This window comes from Archangium sp., from assembly GCF_057119385.1.
In genome coordinates this window covers 1-22,432 of sequence record NZ_DBNGVP010000001.1, presented here as the reverse complement: position 1 = coordinate 22,432, position 22,432 = coordinate 1, and the positions used below count along the sequence as shown (strand labels likewise).

Here is a 22,432-nt window from a genome sequence, read left to right as displayed (position 1 = left end):
ATGTGCCGCCGCATTCTCGCCCGAGGCGCGGAGGATTGGCCACCCTGGAAGCGGCTGACATAGGCCCCGGCGAGTTCCAGGACATCCTCACGCGGCTGGTGGGACGCCGGGTGCCGTGAGCGCGATGATTCAGGGGTACGGCAGGGACTCGTCCAGCCGCGGCTCCGGCCGCTCCAGCCACCGCCCCCACTCCGTCAGGACACGCCGCGCGTAGATGCGCGTGCCCTGCCTGCGAGCGCTCTCCAGGACCCGCAGGAACGCCTCGCGCGCCTCCGGCGCCCGGCCGCGCAGCACCAGCAACCGGGCGCGGACCAGATGCGCATAGGCCTCGAAGCTCGTCTCACCCGTGCGGAGCTTCTCGGGCGTCAGCGCGTGCTCGATGGCGGCCAGTCCTTCCTCGGCCCGGCCCAGCTTCAGGTAGATGTCGGCGAGCATCGCGGAGTTATGCAGGGTCCCGAGCACGAAGCCCGAGCGCGCCCACTCCTCGAGCGCCCGGAGCATGAGCGCCAGTCCCTCCTCCGCCTGCCCCAGCTCGGCCAGGGCCCAGCTCTTCAGCAGGGTGGACCACCACAACCAGAGCCGGAACCGGTGCTCGCCCGCGACCGCGATGCCCTGCTCCGCCCACTCCAGCGTCCTCCGGCCATCCCCGCGGATCTGCGCGCCCATGGCCGCGTAGGAGAACACGCCGGCACACGTGTGGGGATGGCCGAGCTTGCCGGCCAGCTCCAACGCCTCGTGTGCATGGCGGCGGGCCACCTCCTGCTCGTCGAGCGCCGAGTGGATGACGGAGCTGAAGACGAGTGCCATCGCCCGCGGGTTCACCGTCTGCTTCAGCGCGAGGGCCCGGTGGTGCTCGAGCGAGGGCTCCTCGGAGTGCACCAGGGCCTGCTCGATGTGGGCCAGGGCGGTGGGCATGTCGCCCCAGGTGAAGGTGTTGGTGGCCATCATCCGGTGCCCCATCACCAGCAGCTCCCGGTTGGACTGGCGCCGGCCCAGGCCCACCAGCAGCTCTGCGAGCTCGTTCGCCTCCTGGAACTTCATCCGCGTGAAGTAGTAGGCGTACGCGCCCCAGTACGGCAGCTCCATCCGGGCCACGCCCTCGCCCACCAGCCGGAAGAGCTCGCGCACGCGCTCGTACACCCGCGCCACCTCGGGCGAGTGGTAGCCCCGCAGCTGCACCAACGGCAGGCCCAGGGCCAGCAGCAGCTCCAGCTCGTCGGGCAGGAGCGACGCGGCATCCGGCAGGCTCCGCAGCAGCTTCAACGCCTGGGTGAGGTGGCTCACGGCTTCCTGGTTCGCGTAGCGCCGGCTGGCGCGCAGGCCCGCCTGCTTCCACGCGCGGATGGCGGGCTTCACCTCCCCGGCCTCCGTGTAATGGTGGGCGAGCAGCTCGGGCCGGTTCTCCACCATCCCGGGGAAGTGCTCCACCAGGGCGAGCGCGATGCGCCGGTGGTGCTCGCGCCGCACTCCGCGCGTCTGGGATTGATACGCCGCCTCCTGGAGGAGCGCGTGGCGGAACTGGTAGCAGGGCCCGGCGGCCTCCTCGTAGCGCTGCAGCAGGCCCGCCGCCACCAGCCCCGCCAGGTCCCTGCGCAGCTCGGCCTCGCGCAGGCCCGTCACGGTGAGGAGCAGCTCGCGCGTGAAGCCGCGGCCCAGCACGGCGCACCACCAGGCCAGCTCCTTCTGGCGCCGCGGCAGCGTGTCCAGCCGCGCCAGGAGCAGCTCCTGCAGGGTGACCGGAATGGACGCCGCCGCCCCGCCCTCCAGCAGCATGCGCGTCATCTCCTCGGCGAAGAGCGGAACGCCATCCGTGCGCGCCACCAGCTGCTCCAGCACGGCCTCGGGCAGCTCCTGGCCCCGGGCCATCTCCTTCGCCAGGCGCACGGTGCACTCCGCCGACATCCGCTCCAGCGTGAGCCGGTGGAACTCCGGCCGTGCGGACCAGGGCGGGCGGAACTCGGGACGGGCACTGAGGACGCCCAGGACACGCGCCGACCCCAGCCGCTCCATCAGCGAGCCCAGCATCCGCAGCGTGGAAGGGTCCGCCCAGTGCAGATCCTCCACCACCAGGAGCACCGGGTGCGCCGCGGCCACCCGCAGCAGCAGCGTGCCCAGCGCGTCCAGCAGCTCTTCCAGCTGCCGCTCCGGCGTGAGGCGCAGGTGCGGCGAGGACTCCGCCACCGGCAGCGACAGCAGCGAGCCCAGCACGCCCACCTGCACGGGCGTCAGCGCCCACGGCGCGAGCCACTCCTCCAGCACGCGCAGGTTCTCCTGGGGAGAGCGCTCCGGGGAGAGCCACAACCGCTGCAACGCCTCGATGAGCGGATGGAAGGCGCTGGTGGAGAACTGGGACCAGCACTGCAGCCGCAGGGGCAGCGCCTGCTCCCGGCCGATCCGCTCGCGCAGCTCCTGGATGAGGCGGGACTTGCCCATGCCCGCCTCGCCCGAGAGCAACACGAAGCCGCCCTCCCCCGCCCGCGCCCGCTCCCAGAGCGAGAGCAGCTCCGCCACCTCGCGCTCCCGCCCCACCAGCGGGGTGAGCCCTCCGCCCACGGCCAGCGTCCGGTCGAACCGGGACACCGTCCGGCGCGCGCCGAGCACGCGGTACACCCGGACGCTGCGCGAGCCCTCGTAGGAGCGGGAACCGAGCGCCTCCGTCACGAAGGCGCGCTGCACCAGGGCATGGGCCTCGCGGCTGAGCACCACCTCGTCCGGCCCGGCCTGGAGCGCCAACCAGGCCGCCACCTTCGGCGCCTCCCCCTGGATGCCGGGCGTGCGCCCCCGCAGCTCCTGCGGCAGGTCATCCAGCATCACCATGCTGGTGTGGATGCCCACGTGCACCTTCAACTCCGGCCGCTCCCTCCACGGCAGCCGCTCCCCGAGCGCCTCGCGGATGGCGGGCACCAGCAACAGGCCCGCGTGCACGGCGCGCTCCGAGTCCTCCTCGCGCGCCACCGGATAGCCGAAGCACGCCAACGCCTCGTCGCCCATGCACAGGGTGACGAAGCCGCCATGCTGTTGGATGACCCGGGAGAAGCCACGGTGGAAGGCCGCCTCGCACTCGCCGAAGTCCTCGGCGTCCATGTCCTCCGCCAGGTGGGTGAGCCCCTGGAGCTTGCACGCCACCAGCGTCACCTGGCGCCGCTGCGGGGCCACGTTCCGCGGCTGCCTGCGTCCGGGGCGCAGGTGCTCCTCCAGCTCGCGCAGCTCCTCCTGCAGCTCGGCCGCGGACAGCAGCCGCCGGGCTGGATCCTTCGCCAGCATCACCGCCAGCAACGACTCCAGCTCCCAGGGCAGCTCCGGGTGGCGCTCGCGCAACAGCGGCACGGGCTCGGAGGACAGCACCCGGGCCCGCAGCTCCTCCAGGTTCACGCTCGAATAGGGCAGCTCTCCCGTGAGCATCTCGTAGAGCACCACGCCCGCGGCCCAGATGTCGGTGCGCTCGTCCAACGCCTCGCCCCGCCACTGCTCCGGCGCCATGTAGGGCGGCGTGCCCGCCATGGGCAGCCGGGGCGCCAGCGCGGTGGTGGGCTCCAGCAGGTACGCCAGCCCGAAGTCCAGCAGCTTCACCCCGCCCTTGCGGGTGATGAGGATGTTGCTGGGCTTGAGGTCGCGGTGGACGATGTGGTGCTCGTGGGCGTGCGCCAGCCCCGCGGCCACGGCCATCATGATCTCCAGCGTGCGCCGCAGCGTGGGCCGCTCGCGCCGCATGAGCTGGGCGAGCGACTCGCCCTCCAGGCGCTCCATCACCAGGAAGGGGATGCGCGGCTCGTCCGGGCGCCCGGCCCACTCGGCCACGTCGAAGATGCGGACGATGTTTTCATGGTCCAGCCGCGCGATGGCCCGGGCCTCCGCCAGCGCCAGGCCCGCCAGCTCCTCGCGGGGCACGAGGAACTTGAGGGCCACCTCGCGCCGCAGCTGCTCGTCCCAGGCGCTCAGCACCTGGCCCATGGCGCCCGCGCCCAGCTCCTCGAGGAGCTTGAAGCGGCGGCCATCCAGGCCTCCGAGGCGCTCCCCGGGAAGGGGCCTGCGCAGGGGCACGGGGACCTGGGCCACTTCCCGCAGGAAGGAGTCGTCCAGGTCCGACTCCCCGGACATGCTGCCGAGCCTGTCAGAAGTGTCATCGCCACCTTGCATGGCATTCTCCCGCGCCCCCTCGACGGAACCCGCTCCGGCGCCCTGCCTGCCCGCCCTGAAAAGCTATGGACCCGGCGGGCAGCGGGCAACGAAGCTCAACCCACCCCTCGTTCCCGAGCCTCGTTCCGGGACGAGAAGGCAGGTGGGACGTTCACGTTCGTGCGATGGCTCGCCCCGGAGTCCGGGAGGGTGAGCCGGGTGCCAGGCCGTAGCGCCCTCCTCGGAGTCTCGGGGCGGAGCCGCCGCGCCAGGTGGCTGGCGGCATAGGGGAACACCCGCAGTCCCTGCAGGAAGCCGATCGGACGCAGCCCACACCCCGCGGCATGCGGGGTGAGCCGCAGCTCGTCCTCCAGCTCCACCCGGCTCTCGAGCCGGACATCCGCGAGCGGCTGGTAGTCGTTCGTCCCCCACGGAGCCATCTCGAGCCGCAGACTGGCCGTGCCCGCCTGGACCGCGTCCTCGAGCCGCTCGTCCCGCGACGAGCCCGGGGCGCCCGAGCCGGAAGCGGTGATGCGCAGCGAGACCTGGCCGAACCCCTTCACCTCATAGGGCGTGATGGCCCAGTAGGTGTTGGCCAGATAATCCCCGGGGTTGGTGGCCTTGATGTCGTGGGCGATCGCTCCGAAGGAGTGGAAGGAGACGAGGAAGAGATCCTGCCCGCCCCGCTCATTGGTGGCGCACGGCCCGGGCTTGCCGTGGAAGCGCACGCCGAGCCCGAGCGAGTCCGTCCTCACGGCCGTGCCATGCTGCTTGAAGATACCTCCCGAGAAGCGGACGAGGGCGCAGCCGGACAGACGCTCGGCAGCCTCCATGCCCACCACGGACGCGAGTCCGGGAGCCGGATACGCCGTGGCCGTGTAGACCACCCCCGTGGGGTGGAAGAAGCGGGCCCGGCGGAGGAAGGACAGCAGGAAGAACACCCAGGACAGGAGCACCAACCCGAAGAAGACACCCAAGCCGTAATAGATACGTCCTCTCGACACACAAGCCCCCTGTGGATTGAACCGTCAAAGTGGACGGAGCACGATTCGCGTGGTTGTGATGACGCTCGGCGGGGGCTCGTATGACAAGACAGACACAACCGGAGAGCGGCGGGCCACGAGAGAAGGGAGCCGAGCACAGCGAGGGCTCGGGCCGTCCTCTGGCCTCTGTCACCCCGGGCACGGACGGCATGACGGAGCCCGGAGATCCCTGGGCGCACGCGGGGCTCCCCCGTGAGCCCGTGCGGGACGACAGGGGGAACATCGTCCTCGCGCATACGCCCACCACCCGAGAGGGGCGGCCCTGGGCGGACCTCGCCTGGCGCATGCCGCATGTGGACGCGGCCCGGTGTGCCGACGTGCTGTGCTCCACCCTGCGCGGCTGGGTCCTCTCCACGGAGGATGAGGCCCTGGGCACGGAGCTCATCGGCCGAGGCGCCCGGATCCTGCGGCACGCGCACGGGTACTCCCGTGACCTGCGGGCCGCTCCCGCGCCCTCCGCATGGAGCGCCCCCGAAGTACCGGCGGGCCTCCGTCTGACAGGGGTCGAGCGGACCGCCGAGGAGCTGGCGCGGCTGTTGCTCGTGGCCTATCCGCCCGGGCACCCGGACTGCTTTGGATGGACCCCCACTGAGGCACGGCAGGAGGTCGCCGGGATTCTCGCGGGGAAGGTGCTGGGTCCGCTCCTGCCGTGCAGCGGGCTCGCGCTGGATGGGGACAAGGTCGTTGGGGTCTGTCTCGTCACCCTGCGTGACGGGACGCCTCCCCATGGAGGCCCGTGGGTGATCGAGGTGTACCGGCATCCCGCGCCCCGATATGCCGGGGCTGGCGCCGCGCTGTTGCGCCGTGCACTGTGGCTCGCGACCCGGGCGGAGCTGCCGGCCCTGAGCCTCGTCGTGAGCGACGGCAACCCGGCACGGCGGGTATATGAGCGCCTCGGATTCCGGCACGTGGGCGCATCCCGGACACTCGAGCTGCCCACCTGACACGTTGGAGCCCGCACGCGGGAGGTGACATGGCGAAGCAGGATCCGAAGGAGAAGGGCTTCAACAACCCGTTCGCCCGGCTCGGGGCGCTGCGAGACACGCTGCCCTCCACGAAGCCCCAGCTGCGCCGGGAGGACTTCCCCGACACCCCGCCCCCGGGAGGACCCGAGCGCGTGGTGGTGCGGCTCGAGACGGACCGAGCGGGCCAGGAGGTGACGGTGGTGGAGGGGCTGGGCCTGCCCGCCGCGGGGTTGCAGGAGTGGCTCCAGGCCTTGCAGCGGGGACTGGCCTGTACGGGCGCGGTGGAGGGTGAGCGGCTGGTGCTGCGAGGAGATCACCGCTTCAAGCTGCCGGACCTCCTGCTGCGCAGGGGCGCACAGCGCGTGGTACATGGCTGAACCGTCCCTGGCCCGTGAGGCCCCATGACCGGCTCGACGGGGCTGTTCGTGGGCGTCACGCCGGTGCTCTACGCCTTCAGCATCTACTACTGGCCGCTCTCCTTCATCGTGGGCCCCTGGCTGCTGCGTACGCCCAGCCTGGCCCGCCAGGGGCGCCTGTCCCTGCTGTGGGGCTTCTCCGTCGGCGCGGCCTTCCTGCTGGCCTTCTTCGTCGCGAGCCTCCTGGCACAGCTCTGAGCCCGAGAGCGGCAAGGGCCACGAGGAGTTCCCATCCGAAGGGATTCTGGTAATGAAGTTGGAGGAACTCGTCGAGCAGTTCGCCCAGAACGTGGCCGCCCAGACCGATGCCATTCGGCGAGGCGATGCCAGAACGGGGAACAAACACGCGAAACGCTACACGGCCGCGCTGCAGGAGTTACGAGCACAGGGCAACGCCGGGCGGGATGCCCTCTCGGTGCTGTTGAAACACCCACGCACAGATGTTCGAGCCATGGCGGCAGCATTCCTGCTGCGCTACCGGACGGCAGAAGCCAAGGCTGTCCTGGAAGTAGCAGCGAAGGAAGGAGGAGTCGCCGCTATCGGAGCGATCATGACCCTGAAACGATGGGAGGAAGGTACCTGGACCCTCGACCCGGAATAGCTCACGACAATGGCCATGACCCTGAGCAGCCTGCTCGAAGAGGTCTCCCGCGATCACTTCCCGTATCCACCCGCTACGCCCGAGGAGCTCGAGGAGTTCGAACAGCGGGTGGGCTGGCGGCTGGACCCAGACCTCTGGGCCTTCTATCTGCACTGCAACGGGGCGGAGCTGATTGAGCGGTTGCCGGACACTCCCTACCGCATCCTTCCCCTGTCCAAGATCGTCCGGGCACGGGTGGCCATGGAAAGGCCAATGCCATGGTGAAAAAGAAGCACCCAGGTCCTGCGGTGGGGGAGGGCGGCGGAACGCAGCTCGAGGTCCGGCGGAGTTCGCGCGGCAGGCCCTGGATTGTCTCGCGTGCTTTGGTGCTGGTGGTGCTCGGGCTGCAGGCGGCGTGCGCGACGAGCTACCCCATGGGAGGGACGCTCACCGGCAGGCGCAGCTGGCGCCGTGGGGGTGGTGCCCAGGTGGCGGCCGAGGTGCCGCGCGAGGACCTGGTGGTCACCCACCTCCGGCGGGCGGCGAAGCTGCCCTGGACGGACGGGGGCCGGTGCGTCGTTGAGGCGGGCCAGCCATGGGCCGACCTGGTGGAGCGGTGCTTCTACGCGCTCGACCAGGAGCGGGTGCGGTTCAGGGACCCCACGGGACGGTGCTCTGTCGCCTCAGCGGGCGCCGGGGCCTTGGGCATCGGGCTCTGTGTCCTCGCGGCGCCCGAGCTGGCAGTGGGCGCGGTGGTCGTCGTGGGCGTGGTGGTGGTGGGGTTCGCGATCTCCGAGGCGCTGGAGGCGTACGAGAAGCGGGGCCGTCCCCAGGTGCGTCCGCCGCCGACGCTGCCCGTACCGGAGACACGACCGGTGCCGGAGACACGGCCCGTACCGGAGACACGGCCGGTGACAGAGACGAAGCCCGCTCCGCCGGAGCTCAAGAAGAAGCGGGCTCCCAAGCCCAAGCCCACCGGCGAGAACTGGCCGCCAGGGCCGGCCCCCGAGCCCACCGACAGGGAACGCGAGCGCAAGTGCGAGGCCCTTCCGGTGCCGCATAAGGGAGGCAACAAGGCGCACAACACGTGCGCCGACGGGTATCCGCCCAACCGCTGGCCCGGGAAGGATGCAGAGGTCGATGGCAAGAGCTTCGACGCGCTTCAGGTGGGAGTACGGGTGCTGTGGGAAATCAAGGTCGAGTACTTCGACGGGTACAGCGACTTCCTCAAGGGGATCACGGTCAAGAAGGAGGTTGAGGAGTTCAGGGAGTACCGCGCGATTGCTCTGGCCTGTGGGTATACCTTCAAAGTGGGGGTGATCAGCGAGGCGCACAAAGCCGCTCTGCTGGATGAGGACGACAGCTTTGATATCGTCGTCACAGGGTGCAAATGATGACTACTCGGGCTCGCCTCCATCTGCATGTCTTCGCGCCAGCGCTCACGAGCGACGACGGGAGGCCGCTCGCGGCTATTGAAGGGATGGAGCGGGCTCTCCCCGGCTTGCGCCTGGCGTGGCGGGTCTCCGACGCGGGGCGGCCCGTCGCGCTTCGTCAGCGCGCGGCGTGGCTGGCGGAGTCGGCCGCGGACGGTGGGTTTGGGTTGTTGTGCAATGGGGACGAGAGCTACCCGGTGTTGGTGGATGGGCAGCGAGAGAGTGCGATTGCGAGTCCGGGGGGCGAGCCGTTGCTTATCGTCCATGCGAAGCTCCCCCATGACGAGCCCGTTGTCGTGGCGGCAGTGGATATGCTGGAGAACGTCGCGGAAGGAGTGCGTGCCAGGTGGGGGACCGTGGCCCCCGGGCCGGTGAGGCAGGTCATCGCAGCGCAAGTAGGGCCGAAGTCCGGGAATCCTGACGGGCCGCCGCTTGGGCTGCCAATGCTCAAGCTCCCGTGGAACATCCGCTCGCCCAAGGTGCCCCGGTACCTGGGGTGGATCAACTACTGGTCGGCGGTGGCCGCGGAGGCCATCGGCTTCCCGGACCCCTCGCGCGACGCGGAGCTGCTGTCGCGCGCCAGGCGAACGGCGTCGGGGGGATGGGTTGTGAGTCTCACCGCGGCGCCGCTCGACTTGGACAAGCCCGAGCACCTCGAGGCCCTCAAGCGAGCCTATGCGCGCTTCCCGGAGATTGGTGGGCGTTCGGAGGCGTGAGGAAGAAAAACCCCGGCCCGAGGAGACCTCGGAGCCGGGGATCGCTGCTGAGCCTGCTGCTGGGCCCACGACTCGGGGAGGAGCTCCGCGAGGCGGGAGGCGGGGAAGCGGGTGTCACCGAGCTTGGGCGGCACGTCGCGGAAGCAGGCCCAGGGGTCCATGCCCAGCCGGTATCCCCGGGGTAACCACTCCTTGCCGGGAGGGGCGCGCTCAGGCGGCGGGAGCCTTCGGCTCGCCCGGGGGCTTCTGCTCGGACGTCTCCTCGGAGGCAGCGGCCGGCGCCGCGGGCTGCTCCGGCAACGGCAGCGACTGCACGGGAGCCCCCTGCCCCTCGGGCTTCGCGGCCTCCCGCTGGGCGCTCTTCTCTCCCGCCAGCTCCGCCTCCCGGAGGAACTCGGCGTACTCCTCCTTGCGCTCACTCGCCTGCTGCTGGGCCTTCGTCTCCTGCTTGCCCGCGTCGGCCCGGCCCCGGACCACCGCCCGCTGGCTGAGCACCACGCCCCCCGCCACCACCCCCAGCTCCAACACCAGCGACAGTCCTCCCGCCGCCAGCCACCCATCGATTCCCTTGCTCGTGAACTCGATGGCGAGCGTGAAGCACAGGCCCGTCGCCGCGGCCCCCAGCGCCGTGGCCCATGGCTTCAGCTCGATGATCCGGGCGGCGCCGTAACAGAGCACCGGCAGCACGGCGAGCACCCACAGGTGCCGCAGCACCGGAGCCAACAAGAAATCAATGAGCCAGGACGGCAGCGCTCCGATGCTGTCGGACAGCCGCAGCGAGAGCGACAGCGTCAGCGCGGTGCCCATCACCAACGCGAGGAAGCCGAGCCCCACGGTGAACTGGATACGGCGGACGCGGACGCGCAGCGGATCGAGGACGCTCTTCTTCTGAGTGCTCACGGGAACGGCAGCCTAGCGCAACCCCGGCCCCGGCACGCACTCGGAGTCCTCACTCCGCGTCTTCGCCGTCCGCCGTGCCGCCCGGGGTCCGAGGAGGCGGGCCATCTCCATAGAAGACCTCCTCCAGCACCAGCCCATGGGCCGGCGCCGTGGGACCCGCCCGCTTGCGCTCTCTCGAGGCGAGCACCTCGGCCACCCACGTGTCGGGACGGCGCCCCTTGCCCACCTCCACCAGGGTGCCCACGAGGTTGCGCACCATGTGCTTGAGGAAGGCGGTGCCCTCGACGGTGACGGACAGCTCGTCGCCGGACGTACCCTGGATGTCCACCCGGCGCACCTCGCGCACGGCATGGGCCGCCTGGCAGTCCGCGGCCCGGAACGCGGAGTAATCATGCCGCCCCAACAGGTGTGCCGCACCGCGCCGCAGCGCCTCCACGTCCAGGGGGGAGAACACCTCCCAGTGCGTGAAGCGGCGCAGCGGCGAGCGCGAGGGCCTGTTGCTCACCCGGTACCGGTAGCGCTTGCCGTGGGACCAGCGGCGCGGGTCGAACTCGGGGGGCACCTCCTCGGCCCGGACCACGGCGATGTCCTCGGGCAGCAGGCCGTTGAGCCCCTTCCAGTACGCCTTGAGCGGCAGCGCACGCGGCGTGTCGAAGCACACCACCTGCCCCGTGGCATGCACGCCCGCGTCCGTGCGGCCGGCCACCTCCACCTCTACCCGCTCGCCGAGCAGCTTCTCGAGCGCCTGGACGAGCTGGGACTGGATGGAGACGCCGTTGGGCTGCACCTGCCAGCCCACGTACCGGGTGCCGTCGTATTCGAGGGTCAGCTTCAGGCGGGGCATGTCAGCGGTACTTGAGCCAGACCGAGAGGAGCTCCCCCACCATCTTGCCCACGGGGACGCCGTGCTTGCGCGCCAGGGCCTCCAGCGACTCGAGCTGCGCGGCCGTCACGGGCACCGCGACGATGCGCTCGCCGCCCGACGGCTCCTCCACGGGGAGCACGGACTCCAGCTCCGGCTGCGTGGTGGGCGCGGGCGCGGAGAACGGCGCCGGCCGCTGGGGCTTGAGCCGCTGCTGCTCCTCCTCCAGCTCGTCCAGGAAGAGCTGCTTGAGGAAGTTGGAGAGGTGAAGGCTCGAGGGGGTGAAGTCGTACGTGTTGAGGAAGCGGTCCAGATCCTGCTGGAAGTGCCAGGCCGTGGGGTAGCGCTTGTCCCGGTCGCGCTCCAGGGCCTTCATGAGGATGGCCTCCACGGGCTCGGGGATGTCCGCCCGGAAGTACGAGGGCGCGTACACCTTCCCATCCACGATGCTGCGCATCACGGACACGTCCGACTCGCCGGTGAAGAGCTTGAAGCCGGTGAGCCACTCGTAGAGCACGGAGCCCAGCGAGAAGATGTCGCTGCGGTGATCCAACGGCTTGCCCAGGCACTGCTCGGGGCTGAGGTAGCTGAGCTTGCCGCGCAGCTCTCCGGCGCGCGTCTGCTCCGCCCGGTTGGCCGCCTTGGCGATGCCGAAGTCCAGCACCTTCACCGTGCCGTCGAAGCACACGAAGATGTTCTCCGGCGTCACGTCCCGGTGGACGATGTTCAGCGGCGCCCCGTACAGGTCCACCTTCTGGTGCGCGTAGTACAGGCCCTCGCACACGGACGAGGCGATCTTCAGCGCGTACACCATGGGGAAGGGAATCCCCAGCGACTCGGCCTTGGGCACCACCCGCCGCATGTCCCGGCCGAAGAGGTACTCCATGCCGATGTAGTAGCTGTCCCCCACCTTCCCCAGGTCGTGGATCTGCACGATGTTGGGGTGGTTGAGCTGGGCGGCCAGCCGCGCCTCGTTGAGGAACATGCGCACGAAGGGCGACTGCCGCGACAGGTGCGGGCGGATGCGCTTGATGACGACGGGCTTCTCGAAGCCGTCCGGGCCGGACTGCTGCGCGAGGAACAGCTCCGCCATGCCGCCCACGGCGAGGCGATCGATGAGCTTGTACTGGCCGAACGGCACGGGGGCGCGGGGGGCGGCGGTGGACATCAGTGCCACCACGATAGCGCCCCCGAGGCCCTTCTGGCCAAGTTCAACGCGGCCCGGCCCCCGGAAAGGGCCGCCGTGGCCGCTGCGCCGCCCCGGGGGTCAGCTCCTCGCGCCGGGCTGGGGGAACTGCGTACGCAGGAAGGCGTCCCACATGCCGTCCGGCATCATCGCCCGCTGCGCCAGCATCACCTTCGCCGAGGCGGTGACGGTGTAGCGCGCGCGGGGCCGGCGGGCCTCCACAGCGCGCTGGATGACCCGCGCCACGTCCTCCGCCTCGCCGCCCAGCTTCGCCAGCGGCCCCTTCACGTAGGCCTCCTGGGTGGACCGCGCCACCGCCGAGTTGAAGCCCGCGTAGGGCCCGTCCGCCTTCTCCAGGCTGGCGCTCATGCCGCCCACCGCCGTCTGGCTGAACTCGGTGCGGATGAGCCCCGGCTGCACCAGCACCACGTCCACCCCGAAGCCCTTCACCTCGAAGCGCAGCGCATCACTGAGCGCCTCCACCGCGTACTTCGTCGCGTGGTACGCCCCGCCCCCGGGGAACGTCAGCTTGCCGCCCATGGAGCCGATGTTCACCACCTTCCCCCAGCCCTGCCGCCGCATGCCCGGCAGCACCAGCTGCGTGAGCCGCAGCAGCCCGAACACGTTCGTCTCGAACTGCCGGCGCACGTCCCCGAGCTCCACCGTCTCCAGCGCCCCCGACTGGCTGTAGCCCGCGTTGTTGATGAGCACCCCCACCGCCCCGTCCTCCCGCTCCACCTGGCGCACCGCCGCCACCATGGACGCCTCGTCCGTCACGTCCAGCGCCAGCGTGCGGCAGCCCGCCGCCTCCAGCTCCCCCAGCTTCTCCACGCTCCGCGCCGTCGCGTACACCTTCCACCCGGCCCGCACCAGCCGCAACGCCGTGGCTCGCCCGATGCCCGTGGAGCACCCGGTGATGAGGACCGACTTCGACAAGGCCTGGTTCGACATGACTGCCTCCTGGATTCCGCGAGGACGAAAGGTTCCGGCCAGCCGCTCGCTGACCATGAGTCACTTATTAAATGACCTAGGGTCAGGAGTCAAGCCGGACAATGACAGACATCCCCACCCGGCGGACAGGCAACCCGGGGGCCGTCCAGCAGGCCCCTGCCGTGTCCTGATTGACGCTCCAACCTCCGCTCCTCCCCCCGGCCCCCCGCGGACGCACGGAACTGTTGCGCCCGCGCGGATTTACAAGCACGTTGGGGGAATCACGTAGCTGGAGAGGAAGACCATTCTCATGAAGAACGCTGAAGGGGGCGCACATCCCTTTGAGCTGCTGGACCGAAGGCTGAAGGACAGCACCGCCCAGTTGAAGGACGTGACGAAGGTGTTGGAGAACCTGGGCCGGTCCGCGGGTGCGCTCCGGCGCATGGTCGGGACGGAGCAGTTCCAGGAATCCACCCGGACGGGCGGCCGGAACCCGAAGGCGCAGAGCGCGCCGCCCCCGCCGCCGCCCGCCCGGGGATCCCACGCCACGCAGGGCAATGCCTCGTCGGCTTCGGCCGCCCAGGACGACATTCCCGAGTGGCGCAAGGTGTTCCCGGACCTGTCCAGCAAGGTGCCGGGCCGAGGCAGGTAGGCAGCACCCCGAGCCACCCGCCTGGAGACAGTCGCCAGGCAGGTGGCTCCCCGGGACAGCGAGCGGCCTGGTGTGAGGGACGTGCCCGGCGAAACCGGGTCTCCCTCGCTACAAGCCCGAACCGCCCTCGCGATCGAGACCTGGAATGCACAAGAACGACCCCTCCGCGCCCGGCGTCTCCGGCACCCAGGAAAGCTGTCTCGCGGAGGGCGGTGAGCTGGGCGCGCTGGTGCGCTCGCTGGACTGGTCCAAGACGCCCCTGGGCCCCGTGTCCGGCTGGCCCACCAGCCTCAAGACGATGGTGGGCGTCGTGCTCCGCAACCGCTTCCCCATGCTCCTCTGGTGGGGACCGGACCTCATTCAAATCTACAACGACGGCTACCGGCCCATCCTCGGAGAGAAGCACCCCGCCTCCCTGGGCGCTCCCGCCGTACAGGTGTGGAGCGAGATCTGGGACGTCATCGGGCCCATGGCCCGGGGCGTGCTCGACGGGGCCCCGGCGACGTGGAACGAGTCCTTCCTGCTCCTCATCAACCGGCGCGGGTTCCCCGAGGAGACCTACCACACGTTCTCGTACAGCCCCGTCCCCGCCGAGGGAGGCCAGGTGGGCGGCGTGCTCGTCACGGTGCAGGAGACGACCGGGCAGGAGCGGGACAACCGCCAGCTGCGGATGTTGGGCGAGCTGGCCGCACGGGCCGCCGAGGCGAAGTCCGCGGAGCAGGCCTGCCGCACGGCCGCGGGCATCCTCGCGGAGAACGACGCCGACCTGCCCTTCTCCCTCCTCTATCTGCTGAGCGAGGACGCCCGGGAGCTCCGGCTCGTGAGCACCACCGGGCTGGACCGCTACGAGGGCCCGGGCAAGCCCACCCACGTGCCCTTCGACGCCAACGCCCGCGACACCGCGGGGTGGCCGTTCGCCGAGGCGGCCCGCGCCGGACGCGAGGCCCTCGTCGACGACCTCTCGGAGCGCTTCGGTCCCATGCCGGGAGGCCGCTGGGGGATTCCCTCCGAGCGGGCGGTGGTCTTCCCCCTGTCGCGGCCCGGCCAGCCCCACCCGTACGGCTTCCTGGTCTCCGGCGTCAGTCCCCGGCGCGTGCTGGATGACCACTACCTGGGCCTCTTCCGGCTGACGGCGGATCAGGTGGTGACGGCGATCGCCAACGCGCGCGCCTACGAGGAGGAGCGCCAGCGCGCCGAGGCGCTGGCGGAGATCGATCGCGCGAAGACGGCCTTCTTCAGCAACGTCAGCCACGAGTTCCGCACCCCGCTGACGCTGATGCTCGGGCCCACGGAGGACGCGCTCGCCTCCCCCTCGCGAGCGCTCACCGGCGAGAACCTGGAGACCGTCCACCGCAACGCGCTGCGGTTGTTGAAGCTCGTCAACTCGCTGCTGGACTTCGCGCGCCTCGAGGCCGGCCGCGTCCAGGCCGTGTACACCCCGGTGGACCTGGCGGAGCTGACGGCCGGCCTCGCGAGCGCCTTCCGCTCGGCCATCGAGCGCGCGGGGCTCTCCTTCGAGGTCCACTGCCCTCCCCTCCCCGAGCCGCTCCACGTGGATCAGGACATGTGGGAGAAGATCGTCCTGAACCTGCTCTCCAACGCGCTGAAGTTCACGTTCGAGGGCGCCATCCACGTCTCGCAGCGGTGGGTGGGCGATGGCGCCGAGCTCCAGGTGCGCGACACGGGCACCGGCATCCCCGAGAGCGAGCTGCCCTACCTCTTCGAGCGGTTCCACCGCGTGCAGGGGGCGCGCTCGCGCACGCACGAGGGCTCCGGCATCGGCCTGGCGCTGGTGCACGAGCTGGTGCGCATGCACGGGGGCACCATCACCGCCACGAGCACGGCCGGCCAGGGCACGGCGTTCACCGTCCGCATCCCGGCCGGAACGGCGCACCTGCCGAAGGAGCGGGTGGCCGCCGGCCGCACGCGGGAGTCCACGGCGCTCGGGGCCGCGCCCTATGTGAACGAGGCACTGCGCTGGCTGCCCGGCGCGCCCGAGGTGCCCGCCGTGGAGCCCTCGCGGCTGAGCGCGCCGGTCCACCCGGTGATGGACATCGTGGCCGGGGCCCGCATCCTGCTCGCCGACGACAACGCGGACATGCGCGAGTACGTGGGCCGGCTGCTCGCCGAGCGCTGGCAGGTGGAGACGGCCCCGGACGGCGTGGCCGCGCTCGAGGCCGCACGCACGCGGCCGCCGGACCTGGTGCTCACGGACGTGATGATGCCGGGCCTGGATGGCTTCGGGCTCCTGCGGGAGCTGCGCGCCCACGAGCACACGCGGAACGTGCCCGTCATCGTCCTGTCGGCACGCGCCGGCGAGGAGGCGCATGTCGAGGGACTCCGGGCGGGGGCCAATGACTACCTGGTGAAGCCGTTCTCGGCCCGGGAGCTGGTGGCGCGCGTCGAGTCCCAGCTCGCGCGGGCCCGGCTGCGCACCGTGGAGCAGGCGCACCACCGGCGGCTCGCCCGCGTCTTCCAGCATGCCCCGGTGGGAATCGCGATCCTGCGGGGCCGCGAGCACGTGTTCGACTTCCTGAACGCGAGCTACCTCCAGCTGTTCTCCACGCGCCCGGTGCTGGGCCGGAGCGTGCGCGAGGCCCTTCCGGAGCTGGCCAACCAGGGCGTCTACGAGCTGTTGGACACGGTGTTCACGTCGGGCGAGCCGTACATCGGCAGGTCCGTGCGCATGATGCTCAACCGGGGCACGGCCGGTGTGCTGGAGGAGTGCTTCTTCGACTTCGTCTATCAGCCGATGCTCGACGAGGCGGGCCAGGTGGAGGGCATCGTGGCCGTGGCCTTCGACGTGACGGAGCTGGCGCTCGCCCGGCGGGGAGCGGAGTCGGCCAACCGCGCCAAGGACGAGTTCCTCGCGATGCTCGGCCATGAGCTGCGCAATCCCCTGGCCCCCATCCTGACGGCGCTGCAGCTGATGCAGCTGCGCGGCGGCGCGGAGATGGAGCGGGAGCGCACCCTCATCGAGCGGCAGGTCAAGCACCTGGTGCGGCTGGTGGATGACCTGCTGGACGTGTCGCGCGTGACACGGGGCAAGGTGGAGCTCAAGCGGGAGAAGCTCGAGCTGTCCACGGTGGTGGCCAAGGCCCTCGAGCAGGCCAGCCCGTTGATCGAACAGCGCGAGCACACGCTGACGGTGGACGTGCCCCCGCGAGGCCTGCGCCTGGACGCGGATCCAACGCGGCTCGCCCAGGTGTTCTCCAACCTGCTGACGAACGCCGCGAAGTACACCGAGCCCGGCGGCCGCATCTCGGTGAAGGCCGTGCGGGAGGGCCACCAGGCCGTCGTCCGGGTCCGCGACAATGGCACGGGCATCGATCCGGAGACGCTGCCCCGGGTGTTCGAGCTCTTCGTCCAGGAGAGCCAGGCCCTGGACCGGTCCCAGGGAGGACTCGGGCTCGGGCTCGCCATCGTCCGGAGCATGGTCACGCTCCATGGCGGCAGTGTGGAGGTGCACAGCGAGGGCCGGGGGCACGGCAGTGAGTTCACGGTCCGGCTCCCGCTGCCACGGGTGGAGGAGGAGCAGAGCGTGGCCGCCCCCGTCCAGGTGGAGCCGGCACCGCCCGCGCGAAACACCGTGCCCGGCCGCGTGCTCGTGGTGGACGACAACCGGGACGCGGCCGACATCCTCTCCGAGTCGCTCGAGGTCCTGGGGTGCGAGACCCGGGTGGCCTATGACGGCCCGAGCGCCCTGCAAATGGCGGAGACGTTCCAGCCCGAGGTGGCCCTGCTGGACATCGGGCTGCCCGTCATGGACGGCTACGAGCTGGCGCGCCTGCTCCGCCAGCGGCACGCGGCCCGGGGCATCCGGCTCATCGCCGTGACGGGCTACGGCCAGGCCTCGGACCGGCAGCAGTCCAAGGAGGCGGGCTTCGATGCCCACCTCGTCAAGCCGTTGGATCTCGACGTGCTGGAGTCCCTGCTCAAACGGCTGGCCACGGCCTGATCAAGGCAGCTCCAGCACCCGCACCTTGAGGGCGGCCGGGTGCGCGGCGGACGCGGGAAAGTCCACCGGCGAGGGCCCCAGCGGCAGCAGCCCCCTGCCCTTGCGCTTCGCCCGGGACACGCCCTCCGTCACCATGGCCTCGAAGCGGCGCGGCTCCAGCGTGGCGAGGTTGCAGCACGCCACCAACCGGCCTCCCGGTGCCACCACCCGGGCGGCGGCCTCGGCCAGCTGCGCGTAGTCCCTCGCGGCGGAGAAGCGGCTGGTGCGCGTGGTGGCGAACGAGGGCGGATCCGCCACCACCACGTCGAACGTCTCCCCCTTGCGCGCCAGCCGGCCCAGCCAGTCGAAGACATCCCCGGCCACGTAGTCGTACCGCTCCACCGGCTGCCCGTTGAGGCGGGCATTCTCCTCGCCCCAGTCCAGCACGCGGCGGCTCGCGTCGATGTTGAGGACACGCTTCGCCCCACCCGCCGTGGCCGCCACGCCGAAGCCACAGGTGTACGAGAAGAGGTTGAGCACGGTGAGGCCGCGCACCTCTCCGGCCAGCCACGCCCGCGTGTCCCGCATGTCCAGGTAGAGGCCCACCGACAGCCCCTGCCCCGGACGGATGAGGAAGCGCAGCCCGTTCTCCAGCGCCACCAGCGACTCCACCGGCTCGCCGCGCTCGGCCTGCTCGGGGGCGAGCTGCTCCTTCGCCACGTTGGCCAGGTGGCGCGCCTCCTTCGGCCGGCGCTTCAGGTACACGCTGCGCGGCGCCCACGCGGACATCACGCCCTCCAGCAGCGCCTGCTCCTCGTCCGGGGTGAAGTCCCGGTAGAGACTCACCACGTGGAGGTACTCGAAGACGTCCACCGTCACGTCCGGCACACCATCGGGCTCGCCGTTGACGAGCCGGAAGGCCGTGGTGCGCGGGTCCTCGCGCAGCGGGGCGCGCCGCTCGTGGGCCTGGCGGAGGAGCTCCACCAGGGAAGCGGTCCCCGGGCTCATCCCTGGCGCACCGGCCAGAAGTGGGCCGCCGACTCCGGGATGCGGGTGCGCGCCCACAGCCGCGAGAGCACGAGGGACGCCTCGCGCGCCAGCCCCACATCGTCCATGCCGAGCACCTGCCCCTCGCGCACGGTGACGCGGCCATCCACGATGTTCCACGCCACCCGCGAGCGCCCGAGCTGGCCCAGGAGGAACGGGGCCTGTCCGCTGTCGGGGTCCAGCGCGGGCACGCAGTCGAACACCACCAGGTCCGCCAGCCGCCCCTCCTCCACCGAGCCCGAGGGCACGCCGTAGAGGCGCGAGCACAGCTCGGCCGGGCCATCCGCGAAGAGCTGCACCAGCACGCCATCGGGGTCCACCAGCCGAGAGCCGCGCGCGGCGCCCAGGGCCGTGATGAGCGAGGCGGCGACCGCGTCCCAGAGGTTGCCGTGTCCGGCGCTGCCCAGCCCCATCAGGTTCTGGCGTCCATGCAGCGTCTCCAGGGCCCGGCCACTGGGCTCCACCAGGAGCGCCGACCCGGGACCGAGCGCCACGCAGGTGCCAGTCTCCGCCAGGCGCACGGACTCGGTGTCGTCCACGGCGCGCGCGTACGCGGCCACCGACAGCGGCCCGAGCAGCCCGAAGGCCTCCAGCCGGGGCACCACCCGCTGGAAGTGCTGCTCCCAGGTGGTGGCCAGGTCGTGGTCCCCCTCGGAGAGGTGGAAGACGACGGGCGCTCCCGAGGACTCCCGCAGACGGCTGAGCCGCTGCAACAGGGGATTGGCGCACGTCCACGAGGCATGGAAGCCGAGCGCGCCCCGCACCAGCGGATGGGAGCCGCGGCGCCGCACGAAGTCGGCATTGGCCTCCGCCTGGGCCAGGGACTCGGAGGTGCCCTCGAGGCTGGTGGTGGCATGGCTCGCCACCAGCCGCAGGCCGAGCTGCTCCGCCGCGCGCGCCTGGGCATCCAGTCCCCCGGACACGTCCCCCGGACACGACAGGTGGTCCACCACCAGCGTGATGCCCGAGCGCAGCGCACGGGCCATGGCGTACAGGGAGAGGACCTCCACTTCCGAGGCGGTGAGCTGGGCGGCCAGACGCCGCTCGTGCTCCAGGCGCACCTGGGGCGGGTGCAGCAGGAGCTCGCCCGAGGTGGGCACCATCAGGTCCCCCACCAGGTGCGCATGGCAGTCCACCAGGCCGGGCATCACCAGCCGGCCCCGGCAGGAGACCTCCCAGTCCCCGGGCAGCACGGGGACCTCGGCATCGGGAGCGACCCGGCGGATGAGGCCGCCCTCGATGACGACGGCCATACCGGCACGTCCACGGCCGTCGGCGCGGAAGATGGAGCAATTCTTGAGAACCAGGCGGCCTTCCATAGAGGCGCCGAGTATACGCAGGGCGCGGGCCAGTGGATCGCCGAGGTGTTCGGAGACTGTTACCCGGAGTAACCCCGACCCCGAACCCGGGTGAGCCCGGCCCCCCGGGAGGCTCAGAACAGGCGCATCTGGGACTTGTCCTCCTCCTTGCCCGGGCTGCGTGCGGGCAGCGGGGTGAAGCCGTGCTTCGTGGCCCACTCCTGGCTCGGCCCGGCCCAGCGGAAGCGGTCCAGGAGCACCTTGCCCTTGTCGTCGAACTCGACGCCCTCGGCCACCAGCAGCTCGCGCTGGTTGTACCCCTGCGTGCTGATGCCTCCCGAGCGGTTGATGATCCGCTGCCAGGGCACCTTGGCCGCGCGCGGCCCCAGGTCCCCCATGGCGAGCCCCACGATGCGCGCATCGCACCCGCCCCCGACGATGATCGCGATGTCCCCGTAGGTGGACACCTGGCCGTGCGGCACCTGCTCGGCGACCTGGTAGATGCGCTCGAAGAACCTTCGCTCCTGCATGGTGATGGTAACGGTCGTGGACATGTCTTCTCCAGTCAGGTGCCGTGTACTACCTCAGAGGACCTGTCCAGGGAAGTCGGTACTACGTCCGCCGTCGGGCACCCGACCCGACACGTGAAGTCGGCGGGCGGGAGACCTCCCGGTCAGGACATCACCAGCCGTTGCCGGATGACGGCCAGCGCCGTCTCCACGAGCGGTTCGAGCGCGTGTGCACCGGTGTCGAACAGGAGGGTATCGATGTCCGGCGGTAGCAGCCGGCCCCGCTCCCTGTCCTGGCGATCCCTTTCTTCAATCTCCTCGACGGAGCAACCGCGTCTGGCGGCGCGTATCTCCGCGGGAGCCGAGAGGAAGAAACGCGCCACGGGGTCCACGTGGAAGCGGCCCATGGCGCGTCCGGTGACGACACAGCGCTCGCGTGTCAGCTCTCCGAGCATCGCGGCCAGTTCCTCCGCCGCCGAGGGATTCCGGGCCACCTCCGAGCAGGCCCGCGCCACGGCGTGACTCCCCAGCTCGTCCGTCACCTCTCGCGCGCCCACGAAATACCGCGCGCGGCCCTCGTCGAAGCGAACCTGGACGGGCTGCGAGTGCGATTGGGCGAGCCCTCTCCAGGCGAACGCACGCTGGAGCTGGCCGGAATCCACCAGCATCCATTCCAGCCGTTGGGCGAGCCTCGCGCCGAACGAGGTCTTCCCGCTCGCCGCCGCGCCATCCACGGTCACCAGGGAGCGCCGGGAACCTGGTTTCTGCGCGACGAGCAGCCAGAAGCGCGGACTCCTCCCATCTCTCGGGTGGTCCGACACCGGCTCATGCACGGCGATGAGCTCGAGCCCCGCCTCGCGCAACAGCCGGACCCAGGAGCCCATCGTCCGGTGGTACACGCGCACGGGCGACGGGTGTCCGAACCACTGGAACACCCGCCACCCTTCCTGGTCGTAGTCACGCACCCGGGCGGAGCGCGCTCCGCCCGGCTCCTCCACCCAACGGGGTCCATCCACCGGAGCCGTGCGCAGTGGGTGCTCCGTGGTCACGATGAGCCGGCCATGGGAAGTGAGGTGCCGGGCCAACCGGCCCAGGACCGGGGCGACGTGCTCGACATGATCCAACGACATGCTCGCCAGCACCGCGTCGAAGGTTCCCTCCGGCACATGCTCCTCGATGGGACCGGGCACCAGCCGGAACCGCTCCAGGCCAAGTGCGGCCGCTGCGGCCGCCATGGGAGGTGCCGGCTCCACCCCCACCACCTCGCGAGCCCCCGCCGCCACCCACCGGGAGGCCCAGCGTCCCGCCCCGCATCCCACATCGAGCAGACGTGAGCGCGGCAGCCGCTCGCCCGCGGGAAGCGCCCGGGCCACGAGGGCAGCGACGCGCCGGACACGTCCAGCGATGGCGGGGCGCTGCTGCTCAGGCAATCCCGGCCTCCAGCGCCGGGGTGAGGCTGTCATGGCCGCCGCCAGTGAGCTGACGCGCGGTGCACGCCCCGCTTCTGCTGCTTCGGCCACCTGGCCGACACGGCCGAGGTGCGTCCCGTGCTTGCGCGCGAGTCCTTGGCATCCAACCCCCACGGATTTCGCGCCCCTTTACCAACCTGACCGCCACTCACCTGCCAGATAGGGGCAACGAGCCAGATCGTACCCCCGGGCCCTGCGCATGGCTGCTTCGCGGCTCCCCACCAGGCCCTGGTGAATAATCCGGGCTAGTCTCTGGGGCTGCTGTTGGAGGCGCCGATGACTTCCACACTGCTGGTGCTGTTGCTGCTGTCCCAGGCAGGAGGGGCCGACCCCACTCCCGCTGAGGCTGAACCTCCGCCGCTCCCGGCGTCCT

At 71.1% G+C, this 22,432-nt stretch carries 18 protein-coding genes and 1 pseudogene; 9 read left to right on the top strand and 10 right to left on the bottom strand.

Annotation, left to right across the window (positions count from 1 at the left end; genetic code table 11):
- Positions 1-129 precede the first annotated feature (129 nt).
- Together AC16DP_RS00095 and AC16DP_RS00090 are read right to left on the bottom strand one after the other, a co-directional pair.
- Positions 130-4,137, bottom strand: coding sequence for a protein kinase domain-containing protein (locus tag AC16DP_RS00095; protein WP_329727560.1), 4,008 nt, complete (start codon positions 4,135-4,137; stop codon positions 130-132).
- 95 nt (positions 4,138-4,232) lie between these two features.
- Positions 4,233-5,120 (bottom strand): hypothetical protein, encoded by an 888-nt coding sequence (locus tag AC16DP_RS00090; RefSeq protein ID WP_329727559.1) that lies wholly within the window; start codon positions 5,118-5,120, stop codon positions 4,233-4,235.
- 80 nt (positions 5,121-5,200) lie between these two features.
- Between AC16DP_RS00090 and AC16DP_RS00085 the strand changes: the two genes are divergently transcribed.
- The 7 genes and pseudogenes from AC16DP_RS00085 to AC16DP_RS00055 all read left to right on the top strand — a co-directional run bounded on the left by AC16DP_RS00085 (position 5,201) and on the right by AC16DP_RS00055 (position 9,269).
- A complete protein-coding gene (locus AC16DP_RS00085; protein ID WP_329727558.1) occupies positions 5,201-6,103 on the top strand; it encodes a GNAT family N-acetyltransferase in 903 nt (300 codons plus the stop codon).
- Between the two features lie 29 nt (positions 6,104-6,132).
- Complete coding sequence (locus tag AC16DP_RS00080) at positions 6,133-6,501, top strand: translation initiation factor (RefSeq protein WP_329727557.1); 369 nt, start codon at positions 6,133-6,135, stop codon at positions 6,499-6,501.
- Between the two features lie 24 nt (positions 6,502-6,525).
- Entirely contained in the window at positions 6,526-6,738 is a 213-nt protein-coding gene (locus AC16DP_RS00075; protein WP_329727556.1) for a hypothetical protein, read from the top strand.
- A gap of 52 nt (positions 6,739-6,790) precedes the next feature.
- Entirely contained in the window at positions 6,791-7,141 is a 351-nt protein-coding gene (locus tag AC16DP_RS00070; protein WP_329727555.1) for a DUF2019 domain-containing protein, read from the top strand.
- Between the two features lie 9 nt (positions 7,142-7,150).
- Positions 7,151-7,384 (top strand): annotated as a pseudogene (locus tag AC16DP_RS00065) (SMI1/KNR4 family protein); the annotation flags it as partial.
- Positions 7,385-7,398: 14 nt separating this feature from the next.
- Positions 7,399-8,514, top strand: a complete 1,116-nt coding sequence (locus AC16DP_RS00060; protein WP_329727554.1) for a DUF6310 domain-containing protein — start codon at positions 7,399-7,401, stop codon at positions 8,512-8,514.
- Positions 8,511-9,269, top strand: a complete 759-nt coding sequence (locus AC16DP_RS00055; protein WP_329727553.1) for a DUF5953 family protein — start codon at positions 8,511-8,513, stop codon at positions 9,267-9,269. The genes AC16DP_RS00060 and AC16DP_RS00055 overlap by 4 nt, the downstream gene beginning before the upstream one ends.
- A gap of 210 nt (positions 9,270-9,479) precedes the next feature.
- Here the strand turns inward: AC16DP_RS00055 and AC16DP_RS00050 are convergent, their stop codons facing one another.
- From AC16DP_RS00050 to AC16DP_RS00035, 4 genes are all read right to left on the bottom strand, one after another.
- Complete coding sequence (locus AC16DP_RS00050) at positions 9,480-10,169, bottom strand: hypothetical protein (RefSeq protein ID WP_329727552.1); 690 nt, start codon at positions 10,167-10,169, stop codon at positions 9,480-9,482.
- A gap of 49 nt (positions 10,170-10,218) precedes the next feature.
- Positions 10,219-11,013 (bottom strand): tRNA pseudouridine(38-40) synthase TruA, encoded by a 795-nt coding sequence (gene truA / locus AC16DP_RS00045; protein WP_329727551.1) that lies wholly within the window; start codon positions 11,011-11,013, stop codon positions 10,219-10,221.
- A gap of 1 nt (position 11,014) precedes the next feature.
- The gene (locus AC16DP_RS00040; RefSeq protein WP_329727550.1) at positions 11,015-12,199 is read right to left on the bottom strand and encodes a serine/threonine protein kinase; all 1,185 of its coding nucleotides are present in this window, start codon (positions 12,197-12,199) and stop codon (positions 11,015-11,017) included.
- 99 nt (positions 12,200-12,298) lie between these two features.
- Positions 12,299-13,168 carry an oxidoreductase gene (locus tag AC16DP_RS00035; RefSeq protein ID WP_329727549.1) on the bottom strand — a complete coding sequence of 290 codons (870 nt, stop codon included), beginning with the start codon at positions 13,166-13,168 and terminating at the stop codon, positions 12,299-12,301.
- A 289-nt stretch (positions 13,169-13,457) separates the two neighbouring features.
- Between AC16DP_RS00035 and AC16DP_RS00030 the strand changes: the two genes are divergently transcribed.
- Together AC16DP_RS00030 and AC16DP_RS00025 are read left to right on the top strand one after the other, a co-directional pair.
- The gene (locus AC16DP_RS00030) at positions 13,458-13,799 is read left to right on the top strand and encodes a hypothetical protein (RefSeq protein WP_329727548.1); all 342 of its coding nucleotides are present in this window, start codon (positions 13,458-13,460) and stop codon (positions 13,797-13,799) included.
- A gap of 145 nt (positions 13,800-13,944) precedes the next feature.
- Positions 13,945-17,757, top strand: a complete 3,813-nt coding sequence (locus AC16DP_RS00025) for an ATP-binding protein (protein ID WP_329727547.1) — start codon at positions 13,945-13,947, stop codon at positions 17,755-17,757.
- Here AC16DP_RS00025 and AC16DP_RS00020 read toward each other — a convergent pair whose 3' ends face one another.
- From AC16DP_RS00020 to AC16DP_RS00005, 4 genes are all read right to left on the bottom strand, one after another.
- A complete protein-coding gene (locus AC16DP_RS00020; protein ID WP_329727546.1) occupies positions 17,758-18,744 on the bottom strand; it encodes a class I SAM-dependent rRNA methyltransferase in 987 nt (328 codons plus the stop codon).
- Complete coding sequence (locus tag AC16DP_RS00015) at positions 18,741-20,036, bottom strand: amidohydrolase family protein (RefSeq protein WP_329727545.1); 1,296 nt, start codon at positions 20,034-20,036, stop codon at positions 18,741-18,743. Before AC16DP_RS00015 ends, AC16DP_RS00020 begins: the two co-directional genes overlap by 4 nt.
- A gap of 179 nt (positions 20,037-20,215) precedes the next feature.
- Positions 20,216-20,635, bottom strand: coding sequence for an MGMT family protein (locus AC16DP_RS00010; protein WP_329727544.1), 420 nt, complete (start codon positions 20,633-20,635; stop codon positions 20,216-20,218).
- A gap of 119 nt (positions 20,636-20,754) precedes the next feature.
- The gene (locus tag AC16DP_RS00005) at positions 20,755-22,020 is read right to left on the bottom strand and encodes a (d)CMP kinase (protein ID WP_329727543.1); all 1,266 of its coding nucleotides are present in this window, start codon (positions 22,018-22,020) and stop codon (positions 20,755-20,757) included.
- Positions 22,021-22,432 lie beyond the last annotated feature (412 nt).